Here is a 13,581-nt window from a genome sequence, read left to right on the forward strand (position 1 = left end):
GGCTGGGATCTGATAAATCAATCGAGTTTATGCCAATCAGCCGGATAATCGATGTCAGTCAGCGTGTTGACCCACTGGGTCTGGATGCTGTTGGGAGACACTAACGCCAGCTTTCTGAGGTACTTACCTGCACCGCTATCGCCTTGTAGCTGGTTTAGTACAGTTAGTGATTGGGGTGGAAATATGACTGGCGGGCCAATGATCCCCCGGCAGTTGGTTGCCGTTATAACAGGATTATTAGCATAGTCTGTTTTCAGTGAGCGAATTAATGTTGCACTCATGCCGGCCTGATCGCCAAGCCCTATCATTAACCCGTCGTAACCACTAAAATCCAGCGCGGCGGCTGCGCGTACGCTGGCGGCCATGCCCTCTTGCCAGTCGTTAACATACTGATGGTTAACACCGGTAGGCAGCACCTCACAAATAGCATCGTGCCAGTAGCCGGTAAGTACCACAATGTCAGTGATGCCCGCTTTTTTATACTCGCTAATGACATGAATAAGCAACGGTTGCTGACTGTCCGGGTGAACCGCCAGTAACTTGTTACCACCATAACGGCTGGCACTACCAGCAGCCAGCAATGCCAGCCGCACCTTCATAGTTTCTCCGCGCTGGCTTGCTCTGAAGAATGTTGTTCGCTGATTAACTGTGGAATGGGCATAGCACCAGGCGGACGATACAACACCAGGGTTTCAGCAATTTTATCCTGAATGGTCTGGCGGTTGGGATCCCAGAAAATTTGTAAAAATCCCAGTAAGCCGGTGGCAAGCCCGGCGGTATAACCACCATAGCGGCCAAAGCTTTCAAATAAATTTAACGGGCTGCCATCAAGCTTTACGACTTTAATTCGCATAATACGTTTGCCAATGGTATGCCCCCGCCACCACGCGGTAAGTACACTGTAATACAATGCCGCCCAACCAAACCCTAATCCGAGATCTTTAATGATGCCGTCTACCCAACTGATAAGACTGTTAGATTTCGCGGTGTTGTTATCTCTTCCCAGCCCAATTCTGAGTGCTGGTTCGTCTGCTGGCTCAGACACCGTCTGGGGCGTTGGTAACGATTCAGCCTGGTCAGGATCTATCACGCCCAATGAACCAGCGTTCAGCCCTTCCCTGATCGCCGCCTGCACTTCGTCATTGCTGCCATCGCGGTCTGAGTCCGGGCCGGATGCAATGCTTTGAGCAAATTCAGTAACAAACAGCTCTCTTAGCTGGTTTTGCTGTGTCTCAGTGAGGTCTTTATCAGCCAGAAACGCATCAAATCCTTTAATCGCTTCCTGCTCTGTGTCACCGGTACTGGCGTAAGCTTCACCGAATCCAACAGCCACCTCGCCGAAACAGCTAAAGTCACCGTCACAACTCTGCCAGGCATATTTTTGTGCCATATTGAGGACCGAAGACGCAAACGCTGAATCGCGGGAGATTTCTTTTATTTGCGGCGCCTCGTTGTACCCTTCAACAATAACAAAGGTGACAAAAAATAATAAACAAGCCGCGCTCAGGCGCAGCATCTTACGGGCAAAGCCACGTTTTTTCTCGCCTTCAGCCAGGTGTTTACCGGCCCGGAAAAACGTAATTGCAACAAAAAAGGCCAGTACCAACGCGTGAGCAGTGCTTAACAACACCACGAGAGTGGCATCAATACACTGGGCGACCAAACGCCGCATAGGTGATGCCAGTGGCTGCCCGAGTAGCTCATCGGCCACCCCAAAAGCGTAGGGCGTTACAATTTCGCGGGTTTCCTTAGCACTCAACGACTCCGGCGCTTCGCTTTGCTGCTTGCTGTTGTCAGGTGATTGCTGTGATGCTTCGACTGTCATGTCACGATTTCCCTGTTATTGTTATTCTATTTATACGCTTATCGCCTCGTTGGGCAATATTCAAATTGTTACTTTTTTTGTAATGCCGAAATGCCGTCGGATAAGCCCTGTAAGGTTAACGGGAACATCTTGTCTGCCATTAATTCCTTAATCAGAGCAACAGACTGATAATACCCCCAGTATTGCTGCGGCTGCGGATTGAGCCAGATACAATGGCTAAAATGACAGCTAATACGGTTTAGCCAGGTCGCCCCTGGCTCTTCATTCCAGTGTTCAACGCTGCCGCCGGGATACGCTATTTCGTAGGGCCCCATGGTGGCATCCCCCACAAAGATCACTTTACAGTCAGGACCGTATTTATGAATCACATCCCACACGTCCATACGCTCACTGTTGCGTCGGGCATTGTCTTTCCACACCGATTCATACACACAGTTGTGAAAATAATAGTAGTCGAGGTATTTAAACTCAGCATGCACAGCCGAAAACAACTCCTCTACACCTTTGATATAACTGTCCATGGAACCGCCAATATCAAAGAACATTAACACTTTCACGGCATTATGCCGTTCCGGTCGCATATGAATATCGAGCAGACCTCCCTGCTTTGCCGTATTGGAAATGGTAGAGGAAATGTCTAACTCCTCGCTGGCCGCACCGCGAGCGAACTGGCGTAACTTACGCAGGGCCATTTTAAGGTTACGCGTACCCAACTCTGCATTACCATCCAGATTCTTAAATTCCCTTTTATCCCAAACCTTTACGGCAGAAAAACGGCGATTACTCTCCTGACCGATACGCACGCCTTCCGGGTTGTCACCATAAGCACCAAACGGGCTGGTACCGCCGGTACCGACCCATTTGTTGCCGCCGGCATGACGCTCTTTTTGTTCGTCGAGTCGCTCGCGAAGCTTTTTCATGAGTTCATCGAGGCCGCCTTCCTGACGTAATTTTTCACGCTCCTCAACAGACAGACGCTTTTCAAATTCTTTCCGCAGCCAGTCTTCATCGATACTGTCGCCAAACAAGTCGATGGCCTCCACCCCTTCAAAATAACTGGCAAACGCCCGGTCATATTTATCGAACTGGGACTCATCTTTTACCAGCGTAATACGGGCAAGATGATAAAACGCCGCCACGTCAGCAAAGATAACCTGCTGCTCAAGTGCCCGAATTAAATCCAGTAGTTCCCGCAGGCTGGTTTTTACCCCGTAGCGTCTGAGTGTAAAAAAGAAGTCAACCAGCATTAGCGGCGTGCCATAAAGACCAGTTTTTCAAACAGGTGGATATCCTGCTCGTTTTTAAGCAATGCGCCATATAGAGGCGGAATGCTGGTCTTGCCTTCTTTATCCTGCAGCGCCTCGGGTGGAATATCTTCGGCCACCAGCAGTTTCAACCAGTCAATCAGCTCTGAGGTCGACGGCTTTTTCTTCAGCCCGGGAATATCCCGTAGTTTAAAAAACGATGTGAGCGCTTCTTCTAACAACCGTGATTTGATTTTGGGAAAATGAACTTCCACGATTTGTCGCATTTCGTCGGGAGTCGGAAACTTGATGTAGTGGAAGAAACAGCGCCGCAGAAACGCGTCAGGCAATTCTTTTTCGTTATTAGAGGTAATTACTACAATAGGCCGGATATCCGCTTTAATGCGCTGTTGGGTTTCATATACGTAGAATTCCATCTTATCCAGCTCAAGCAATAAATCGTTGGGGAATTCAATGTCCGCTTTGTCGATTTCGTCAATCAGTAATACCGGGCGCTTTTGGGCTACGAAGGCTTGCCACAATTTACCCTTTATAATGTAATTGCTGATATCGTGTACCCGGTCATCGCCCAATTGCGAGTCGCGCAAGCGCGATACTGCGTCATATTCGTACAGCCCCTGCTGCGCCTTGGTGGTAGATTTAATATGCCACTGAATTAAATCCGTCTTCAGACTGGCAGCCAGCTCCTCGGCCAACAAGGTTTTGCCCGTGCCCGGCTCGCCTTTGATTAACAGGGGTCGTTCGAGGGTGATCGCCGCATTCACTGCCAGTTGCAGGTCATCGCTGGCGATATAACTGTCGGTGCCTTGAAATGCCATTAGGATCCTTATTTTTATTAACCATTAAAATAACCATATCATATAGCAAAAATCACTTTGCATTTTATGACTTAATAACAATGATATAAGGGTAACCAAATAAGCTCCACCAATAATCTCTGTGAGATTTGTCAGCCTGAACATTAGCGCGCTGGAGCCAAGACAAACAAAAGGAATAACCATGCAAGTATTTGACGATAATTCATTGGCCATCGGCAATACGCCACTCGTAAAGCTAAAGCGCGTAACTGGTGGTAATGTTTACGCAAAAATTGAATCACGTAACCCGAGCTTTTCGGTTAAGTGTCGTATCGGCGCCAACATGATTTGGGACGCAGAGAAACGCGGCGTGTTAACCGAAGACAAAGAAATTGTTGAACCTACCAGCGGTAACACCGGTATCGCGCTGGCGTTCGTTGCCGCGGCCCGCGGTTATAAAATCACGCTTACCATGCCTTCAAGCATGAGTCTTGAGCGCCGTAAACTGCTCAAAGCATTGGGTGCCAATCTGGTACTGACCGAAGCGCCAAAAGGCATGAAAGGTGCCGTAGCGGCGGCCCAGGAAATTGTTGACGCTAACCCGGACAAGTTCGTGTTACTGCAACAGTTTGAAAATCCAGCCAACCCTGAAATCCACGAAAAAACCACCGGCCCGGAAATCTGGGAAGCGACCGACGGTAAAGTTGACGCATTTGTGGCGGGTGTGGGTACCGGCGGTACCATTACCGGTGTTAGCCGTTACATTAAAAATACCCAGGGTAAAGCGATTACCTCGGTAGCCGTTGAACCAACGGATTCACCGGTGATCACGCAGGCTAAAGCCGGCGAAGAACTGACTCCGGGACCACACAAAATTCAAGGCATCGGTGCCGGCTTTATCCCGGGCAACCTCGACCTGGATTTGGTAGACGAGGTAGAACAAGTCAGCAACGAAGAATGTATGGAAATGGCCCACCGCCTGATGAAAGAAGAAGGTATCCTGGCGGGTATCTCTTCTGGTGCCGCTGTGGTTGCCGCCAAACGCTTCGCTGAGCGTCCTGAAAATAAAGATAAGATCGTGGTTGTGCTGCTTGCCAGTGGTACAGAACGCTACCTATCGAGTCCGTTATTTGCCGGTGCTTTCGGCGATCAGGAAGAAGTGCAGTAATCAGCTTCCTGAACTCAATAATTACACGGGGCCGATGGCCCCGTTTTTAGTTCTGTTTGCCAAATTCTTAGACTAAAGTTACAGTAACGCATCAATTAAGGCTGGTGATTAGTCCTATGCAGTTACGTATTCGATTGTTTTTATTAACCTGTTTTTCTGTCTTGCTGCTAAGTGCCTGCGAGAAAGAAGAACGTATTGGCCGCTACGGCATGCTCGACGAAAACACGCCTGAGTACACCGCAGTCATGTTTATTCGCGGTGTTTATCTGGATGAAAACATTGACCGTGCGGTGGATTTAAGTACCGATCGCATGGCCCGGATCCTCAAGCGCTATCACACGCAAAACAACGTCCAGCGTCATGTGTTTAACCTTAAGTACGATACGGTGGAAGTCACTCCACAAACGAGTCAGTCAGTGGGCAGAACCGAATATGCAGACAACGCCAATGTGACGCTGTTTTTCTCCGGTCAATACAACGGCGATAAAGTGGAAGATTTGCGTACCCTGGAGCTCAAAAAAGTGAGCGGTCAGTGGAAGGTTGATAAAATTCAGGCCGATCCCTTTTTATAAACCAATATCCCGGCCGGAGCCGGGATAATCAACGGTAGTCAGAACATTAGTCAGCTAAGTGTAATATCCAGCCCACCAACTCATTGGCCTGCTCTTTATTAATAACCACTGAATTTGGCGGCATCGCAAAGCCACTCACCTCGCCTTTCCAGTGGCTGGCATAGGGACTGGAACCATTCAGAACCGTTGTCACCAGCGCCGCTTTGGCATTGGGATTGTTACTGTATTTTTTCGCCACGTCCTGCCAGGCGGGTCCAATAGGCTTTAAGCCACCAGGGCCGCTGCCACCACTGGCTATAGAGTGGCAGGTAACGCAACCACTCTGGTGAGCCAGATTAATCATTTTCACATCCTGTGATTCAGTTTCCATTGCGGCCACACTAGTAGCCAGCAAGCCTGCACCAAGTGCCATCAACACAACTGATTTTTTCATGGGTATTTCCTCATTTTAGTCTCGTTTTGTAAACGAAAAAGCGTGTCTGGTAGAAAGCATAAGTACAGCTACTTACTGCAACAATCCTCCCAAAGTACTGGTTTGGACACCGCCTGATTTAGATCAATGAATTCAGCCCGGTAAGCGGTTAATTATCGGGTAAATGTGAAATACATGTTGCAGCTGCGGTTGACATAAATCATCATGTTGGCCGAGTTTTATTAAGGACATCTTAGGGTATTTATCACTATGAAATTAGAATCCATTGCACTGCACCACGGCTACGAGTCTGAAGCCACTACCAAGGCGGCGGCAGTACCGATTTATCAAACCACCTCCTACACCTTCGACGACACTCAGCATGGCGCTGATTTATTTGATCTCAAAGTTGCCGGGAATATTTATACCCGCATTATGAACCCTACCACAGCGGTACTTGAGGAACGTGTGGCAGCAATGGAAGGTGGTATTGGCGCGCTGGCGCTGGCTTCTGGTATGGCAGCCATCACCTATGCCCTGCAGGCGATCTGCGAAGTAGGCAGTAATATTGTCAGTACCAGCCAGCTCTATGGCGGTACGTACAATTTATTTGCTCATACTCTGCCGCGTCAGGGCGTGCAGGTAAAAATGGTGTCTCATGAAGATTACGAAGGCTTTGATAAAGCCATTGACGAAAATACCAAGGCGGTATTTTGTGAGTCCATCGGTAACCCTGCCGGGAACGTGGTGGATATTCAGAAACTGGCCGAAATTGCCCATAAGCACGGGGTACCGTTAATCGTTGACAATACCGTAGCGACGCCTGTTTTATGTCGCCCTTTTGAATTAGGGGCTGATATCGTTGTTCACAGTCTGACCAAGTACATCGGCGGTCACGGTACCAGTGTGGGCGGTATTATTGTCGATAGCGGTAAATTTGACTGGGCAGCCAATAAAACGCGCTTTGCCGTGCTCAACGAGCCCGATCCGTCCTACCATGGAGTAGTGTATACCGAAGCACTTGGTCCTGCTGCATACATCGGCCGTTGCCGGGTAGTCCCATTACGCAACACCGGTGCGGCAATCAGTCCGATGAATGCCTTTCAGATCCTGCAGGGGCTGGAAACCCTGTGCCTGCGCATGGAACGTCACTGCGAAAATGCAGAGAAACTGGCAGCCTACCTGAGTGATCACGAAAAAGTTAGCTGGGTAAACTATGCGGGACTGGCAGACAGCCCCTATCGCGCCACCTGCGAAAAGATCACCGGTGGTAAAGCATCGGGTATTTTAAGTTTTGGTATTGACGGCGGCCGTGAAGCCGGCGCTCAGTTTATTGATGCGCTACAAATGATATTACGCCTGGTCAACATTGGTGATGCTAAATCCCTGGCCTGTCACCCGGCCACTACCACGCACCGTCAGTTAAACGAGGAAGAACTGGCCAGTGCCGGTGTCAGTGCCGATCTGGTGCGAATTTCGGTGGGTATTGAAAATATCGACGATATCATCGCCGATGTTGAACAAGCACTGAACGCCGTTAGTGTAGCGTAAAGAATCCGCCTGCTGAAGACGATGGTTCAAGGCTTGAACCAAAAGGCCGGTAAGTGATTCTTACCGGCCTTTCTTATACCTACCGTAAAAAGCCGTTTTACTTGCCTACGGCTACACCTTCGCGACGCGGGTCTGCCCCGCCCACATAACCTTGCTTCGTCACCTGAATGCCGTGCAGACCACTGTTCAGGTCAACTACTTTAACCTTGTGACCAAGGGCTTCTAGCGGGCCTTGTAACGCTTCGATAGGCGTGCCTTTTTCCAGCGCGGTATAATCGTTACGGTTAGTGATCTTAGGCAGGTTAATCGCTTGCTGGATATCCAGGTTGTAATCAATCACACCAATCAGGGTTTGTGCCACATAACTCACAATGCGGCTGCCGCCCGGTGACCCCACCAGGATCTCCAAATCACCATTTTTATTGAACACCATTGTCGGGCTCATGGCGCTACGCGGACGCTTGTGAGGTTCTACGCGATTAGGTACCGGGTAGCGGTTCATCGAGGGCGAGAATGAGAAATCGGTTAACTGGTTGTTCAACAAAAAGCCGTCAACCATAATGCCCGAACCAAACATAAACTCGATACTGGTGGTCATGGATACCGCGTTGCCCTCTTTATCTACAATAACAAAGTGGCTGGTATTAGGTTGTTCCAGTGAGCTGCCCTGACTGACCTGGGTAGAAAACGGTTCGCCGGGACGGGCAAAGCGCCAGGGTTTATCAACTTCAATACTCTCGGCCCGACGATGCAAATAACCTTCGTTGATCAACGCACCATAAGGAAGATTGGTAAAGTCGCTGTCGGCAATGTATTTTTCACGATCAGCGTAGGCTAATGCGCTCGCCTGAGTATAAAGATTGACAAATTCTACGCTATCCACCGGGTATTTGGATAAATCGAAACCTTCCAGTAGCTTAAGTACCTGAAAAACGTTAATGCCGCCTGAACTGGGCGGTGCCATACCGCAAATCTGCTTGCTACGGTACTCACCGCACACGCCGTTGCGCTCGATGGCTTTATAATTGGCCATGTCTTCTGCTGTTAATACACCAGGGTTTATTTCTACCCCTTGCACCGCTTTAGCTATTTTTGCCGCCAGTTCGCCGGTATACATATAGTCTGCACCCTGCTCAGCAATATTGCGCAGCGTCTTACCTAATGCCTGGTTCTTTTTGGTGGTGCCGGCTTGCAATGGCTTGCCCGCAGGATAAAAATAGGTAGCAGTACTGGGGAAGGTTTTCATGCCCTTGTGATACTGCTCAGCCATGGTCACCAGTTTTTCCAGGCGTTTTGAAACTTTAAACCCCTCTTCTGAGGTGTTAATCGCATCGCGGAACAGCACCTGCCAGTCGAGCTTTCCAAACTGCCCGTGCGCCGTTTCCAAGGCCTTGAGTGCCCCGGGTACACCCACTGACTTTCCGCCAACCACGGCATCAATCCATTTCATTGGTTTACCATGTTCCATAAACCAGTAGGCATTTACCCCTGCGGGGGCCATTTCGCGGCCGTCGAACGTGTGCAGCTTTTTGGCTTTGTTATCCCAGTACAGCATAAAAGCGCCACCGCCAATACCTGACGATTGCGGCTCCACCAGGGTTAACATGGCCTGCACCGCCACGGCGGCATCAATGGCGCTACCGCCCTGCTCGATAATGTTTTTGCCCGCCCACGATGCATAAGGATTGGCGGCTACCACCATGTAATCCTGACTGATGCGGGCTTTTTTCTCGATATAACCGGTAGCAGCCTCAGGCTCACCCGCTTCACGGGGGGCCGGGGTTTGCTGAGCGAGGGCATGAAAACTGGAGGACAGGGTTAAGCACCCTGCCAGAAAAAGAATGCGCGTGCGACTACGACTCAAGGTGAATCTTCCTCTTATTTAAATTTTTCCGGGTTAATTGGTCGCTTATGCAGGAACGCATCAAAAGCTTCCTGCGCAGCTTCTGTGCCCATGGCTTCAATAAAAACATCCAGCTCAACATCCAGATGCTGGTGAATGGCTTCTGCCTCGTTATTAATTAGTGCTTTTGACTGTAGCAAAGCGTAAGCAGGCTTGGCGGCCAACTTACCGGCAACTTTGTTAACAGTGTCCCGCAAGGCTTCGGGCTCGACTATTTTGGTCACCATGCCAAACTGATAGGCTTCCTGAGCACCAAAGGGCTCACCCAGTAATAACCATTCGCTGGCACGACGCCTGCCCGCCATTCGCGGCAGGATATAACTTGATGCATACTCAGGCACCAGGCCCAAATTAATGAAAGGCATTATGAACTGGGCTTCGGTGTGGGTATACACGAAATCACAATGTAACAGCATGGTGGTACCAATGCCAACCGCCTTGCCAGAAACTTCGGCGACTACCGTTTTTTTACAGTTAAGCAGCGCATTCATAAAGCTGACGGTTTCTGCCAGATGAGGTTCGGCACCATGATTGGCAAAACCGGCGATTTCGTTGCCGGCACAGAAAACGTCTCCTTCCGCCCGAATAACGACGACTTTACAGCTATTGGTTACGTTAGCTTTAACCAGAACGCTGGCCATGGTCTGATACATCTCCGGAGTCAGGGCATTTTTCTTTTCCGGGCGATTTAAGGTGATGGTGGTAATAGCACCATGGGTTTCGATGAGAATATTACTCATTATTGTCTCCGACTCTTTATTAGGTTTCGTAGGGCATTTTCGTTATGATAGCGTCCTAGCCTTTTGATCAACAATAAATTCCAATGATAGTTGCGCTACCACTAAAACCACAGTTTAGTCTCGGCCCGTTAATCCTGGCCATTGTCTGCATTGCCCTCTTTTTTGCCGGTCAGTCGATGACCGACTTACTGGCCTACGACCGTTATGCGTTGCAAAGCATGGAAACCTGGCGCCTGATCAGCGGGAACCTCATCCACACCAACGGCTACCACCTGCTCTTAAACCTGATTGGACTGGCCTTACTCTGGGCATTGCATGGCGAGCATTACCGGCCGGTAACCTTTATCAAACTGTTTATCTGGTGTGGTCTGGGCACCAGCCTGGGCATTTATTTTCTGTCGCCACAATTAATCTGGTACGTGGGGCTTTCCGGTGCCTTACACGGCATTTTTGTGTGGGGAGCCTGCATGGATATCATTAATAAAGTCCGCTCAGGCTGGTTATTACTGGCTGGCGTAGCAGCCAAGCTAGTGTTTGAACAATTACAGGGAAGCAGCGAGGATGTGGCCAGCTTAATTGATGCCAACGTCGCCGTGGATGCCCATTTATACGGCGCAGTGTCTGGTGTATTGCTGTTTATTCTGATGTGGGGAAGCAGCCATGCAGCGGGCTTTATCACCGCCCGCCGCAAGGCGTAGCCATTCGGCTAGAGGTTTTCTTCGAATAACTCGAAAATACGGCGGTATTCATCGAGCCACGAACTGGGCTGTACAAACCCGTGCGGCTCTACCGGGTAAATTGCCGTTTCGAAATCCGTTTTTTCCAGTTCGATCAGTCGCTGAACCAGCCGCACTACATCCACAAAAAACACGTTGTTATCCACCATTGGCGCATTTATCAGCAATGGATTTTGCAAGCCTTCAGCAAAATAAATCGGCGAGCTTTTGCGATAGGCGATGGGATCAACATCCGGTGTATTAAGAATATTGGACGTGTAACCATGGTTGTAATGCGCCCAGTCTGACACCGGACGTAACGCCGCGCCGGCCTGGAACAAATCAGGTGCATTAAACATAGCCATAAAGGTAAGGAAACCACCATACGAGCCTCCATAGGTGCCGATTCGGTTACGATCCACATTGGTATTTTCTACCAGCCAGTTAACCCCATCGCGAAGATCTTCAAGTTCCGGCGTGCCCATTTGGCGGTAAATCGCAGTACGCCAGTCGCGACCATAACCGCGTGAAGCCCGGTAATCCATATCCAGTACTACATACCCTTGTTTTACCAGCAGGCTATGGAACATAAACTCGCGAAAATAGCCAGACCAACCAAGGTGGGCATTTTGAAGATAGCCTGCCCCGTGGTTAAACACTACTGCCCGGCGTGGCGCGCCTTCAGTATACCCCTCAGGTAAATAAACCCTGGCATAAATGGGCTGCTCGGTATGGCTGGACTCAATCGCAACCACCTGCGGCGCAACCCAGGGCTTGGCAAGGAAGGCTTCGCTGATAGTATGGGTGAGCCGCTGCGGGGGCTGCTCGTCGTTCACGGCCACTGAATATAATTCTGGCGGACGAGTTACCGTAGAATGCGTAAGCAACAAGGTTTGTTCATCGGGGCTCAGCACGTAATCCGTCAGACCGTTCAGATCGGTGAGCGCCTGATGTTCACCGGTTTCGGTATTCACCCGGTAAATTTCATAAATACCCGGGTGCTTTTTATTGGCTTTGAAATACACATACTGATCGTCTTTAGACACTGTTAAGTTATCTACCACATACTGACCACTGGTGAGCGCCTCAGGCGCCTCACCCGGCTGTTGCAGGTAAAGATGACTGTATCCGGACTTCTCCGACTGATAGAACAACGTATGGGAATGGTTCAGCCAACCGAACTGATTGTGATGGTAGTTGATCCATGCATCATCATGTTGACGCAGCTGCGTGACCAGCTTCTTTGCCGCCAGATCAACGGTAACAATCCAGCTGTCTTTGTTGTCCCAGGCTTCGAGGATCATCGCCACCTGTGAACCATCCTGATGCCAGCGGATAGACGGACCGCTGCGAGACCAGCTGTTGAGCAGTCCAATTGCCCTGGGTAAACGGTTATCAGTGTATTCTTCGCCAAGGGCAGCGGCATTCTCGCGCTTCACATCAGCCAGCACATCATCGTTATAGCCGGGTAAGCCTGCATAAGAAAGTTCATGCTTAGTACCGGTAGTTACATCTACTAACCAGGCCGTCTGCGTGACTGGCTTGGCATCCGCTACCCGCTGACGCACACTGATAGCGGCAATCCGACCGTCTTCCTGAATGTAATGCGGCATGATATCAGAGTCATCTCGGCGACTGCCCTTCTCAGTGGTAACAATGATGGCGAGTTTACCGCTCGGCGACAGCTCTGCTGCCACCAGCCGTTCGTTGTCATCAAAATAAACCGGTGCAGGCGCTACTGCCGGGCTTTGCGCACGCATCACCTGCTCCTGAGCAAACTTGTCACTGCGATTTTTGCGCTGTACCTGGATGTACTGGATCAGTGATTGCTGTTCCGCGGCGACAAAATCTTTCGGTGGTTGGTTGGCAGTGGGAACATCAGCAAACTCCCAACTCAGTAACTTTTCTTGCTGGCCGCTGGTTAAGTCAATGGCGATGAAGGTATTGTATAATCGCGCAAATAACCGGTTATCGGTTAGGAAGCCAATGTTGCTAAGGGGCTGACCATAAGTTACCCGCACGATTTCACCGTCGGGCATTTGTACAAACACGCTGTCTTCGTATTTCCAGGCGGTGTATCGCCCGTCACGACTGGTGGCCTTTTCATCAGTTTTATATTTGTGTAGCTCGTTAGGAGCGATTTTTACCGATTCACTTTTTTGGTTAATCCGGTATACGTCATATAACTGGGTATCTTCCTGCTTACGTGAGTAAATCACACTGCCATCAGGGCTAAAGCCCGGACTCTGGGGCTGTCGACCAAGCCATTTCGGGTCGGCCATTATCTGTTCCAGGGTGATACTGTCGTCTGCCTGCGTTGCCTGGTGAGCCTGAGGTTTAATCACGTTGGCAAACTGGCTTACATTGGCGGTTGGTTCTGTCGTAACGGCTTCAGGCATGGTACTGTTGCAGGCTGCAACCACAACACTCAAGCCCAGTAAAACACCGCTTTTTATTAGAGTATGTCGCATATTATTATTTACTTCGTTATAAATTCATGCCCATTATAGCCAGCTATCTATACAGGAAGTAAACATTTGTCTTTGTTTTTCACTCGCTGGTCTTTTTAACACCAGAGCCGGACAAATTGATCCAACCAGCCTGTACAGAGAGTATTGGTGTTAACCCCTAA

12 protein-coding genes are annotated in these 13,581 nt (G+C 49.7%); 4 read left to right on the plus strand and 8 right to left on the minus strand.

Annotated features, from left to right (window positions below):
• Positions 1-17: 17 nt before the first annotated feature.
• The 4 genes from AC2T0J_RS19395 to AC2T0J_RS19410 all read right to left on the minus strand — a co-directional run bounded on the left by AC2T0J_RS19395 (position 18) and on the right by AC2T0J_RS19410 (position 3,908).
• On the minus strand, positions 18-599 hold the full coding sequence (locus AC2T0J_RS19395; RefSeq protein ID WP_489807386.1) for a nucleotidyltransferase family protein: 582 nt from the start codon (positions 597-599) through the stop codon (positions 18-20).
• Entirely contained in the window at positions 596-1,825 is a 1,230-nt protein-coding gene (locus AC2T0J_RS19400) for an RDD family protein (RefSeq protein WP_489807387.1), read from the minus strand. The genes AC2T0J_RS19395 and AC2T0J_RS19400 overlap by 4 nt, the downstream gene beginning before the upstream one ends.
• A gap of 68 nt (positions 1,826-1,893) precedes the next feature.
• Positions 1,894-3,072: a vWA domain-containing protein gene (locus AC2T0J_RS19405; protein ID WP_489807388.1), complete on the minus strand. Its 1,179-nt coding sequence runs from the start codon at positions 3,070-3,072 to the stop codon at positions 1,894-1,896.
• Positions 3,072-3,908: an AAA family ATPase gene (locus AC2T0J_RS19410; protein WP_489807389.1), complete on the minus strand. Its 837-nt coding sequence runs from the start codon at positions 3,906-3,908 to the stop codon at positions 3,072-3,074. Before AC2T0J_RS19410 ends, AC2T0J_RS19405 begins: the two co-directional genes overlap by 1 nt.
• Positions 3,909-4,089: 181 nt before the next feature.
• On the opposite strand from AC2T0J_RS19410, the gene cysK reads away from it, so the two are divergent.
• Positions 4,090-5,055 (plus strand): cysteine synthase A, encoded by a 966-nt coding sequence (gene cysK, locus AC2T0J_RS19415; protein ID WP_489807390.1) that lies wholly within the window; start codon positions 4,090-4,092, stop codon positions 5,053-5,055.
• 116 nt (positions 5,056-5,171) lie between these two features.
• On the plus strand, positions 5,172-5,627 hold the full coding sequence (locus AC2T0J_RS19420) for a hypothetical protein (protein ID WP_489807391.1): 456 nt from the start codon (positions 5,172-5,174) through the stop codon (positions 5,625-5,627).
• Positions 5,628-5,673: 46 nt separating this feature from the next.
• Here the strand turns inward: AC2T0J_RS19420 and AC2T0J_RS19425 are convergent, their stop codons facing one another.
• Entirely contained in the window at positions 5,674-6,060 is a 387-nt protein-coding gene (locus tag AC2T0J_RS19425; RefSeq protein ID WP_489807392.1) for a c-type cytochrome, read from the minus strand.
• Positions 6,061-6,309: 249 nt separating this feature from the next.
• On the opposite strand from AC2T0J_RS19425, the gene AC2T0J_RS19430 reads away from it, so the two are divergent.
• Positions 6,310-7,590, plus strand: a complete 1,281-nt coding sequence (locus tag AC2T0J_RS19430; protein ID WP_489807393.1) for an O-acetylhomoserine aminocarboxypropyltransferase/cysteine synthase family protein — start codon at positions 6,310-6,312, stop codon at positions 7,588-7,590.
• Between the two features lie 97 nt (positions 7,591-7,687).
• Here AC2T0J_RS19430 and ggt read toward each other — a convergent pair whose 3' ends face one another.
• The gene (gene ggt, locus AC2T0J_RS19435) at positions 7,688-9,454 is read right to left on the minus strand and encodes a gamma-glutamyltransferase (protein ID WP_489807394.1); all 1,767 of its coding nucleotides are present in this window, start codon (positions 9,452-9,454) and stop codon (positions 7,688-7,690) included.
• Between the two features lie 14 nt (positions 9,455-9,468).
• Positions 9,469-10,233 carry an enoyl-CoA hydratase/isomerase family protein gene (locus tag AC2T0J_RS19440; RefSeq protein ID WP_489807395.1) on the minus strand — a complete coding sequence of 255 codons (765 nt, stop codon included), beginning with the start codon at positions 10,231-10,233 and terminating at the stop codon, positions 9,469-9,471.
• An 83-nt stretch (positions 10,234-10,316) separates the two neighbouring features.
• Between AC2T0J_RS19440 and rrtA the strand changes: the two genes are divergently transcribed.
• Positions 10,317-10,931: a rhombosortase gene (rrtA, locus tag AC2T0J_RS19445; protein ID WP_489807396.1), complete on the plus strand. Its 615-nt coding sequence runs from the start codon at positions 10,317-10,319 to the stop codon at positions 10,929-10,931.
• 8 nt (positions 10,932-10,939) lie between these two features.
• On the opposite strand, the gene AC2T0J_RS19450 is transcribed toward rrtA, so the two are convergent.
• The gene (locus AC2T0J_RS19450) at positions 10,940-13,420 is read right to left on the minus strand and encodes a S9 family peptidase (RefSeq protein ID WP_489807397.1); all 2,481 of its coding nucleotides are present in this window, start codon (positions 13,418-13,420) and stop codon (positions 10,940-10,942) included.
• Between the last annotated feature and the right edge of the window lie 161 nt (positions 13,421-13,581).

The sequence above is a fragment of the Alteromonas sp. ISO5 genome (genome assembly GCF_058105165.1).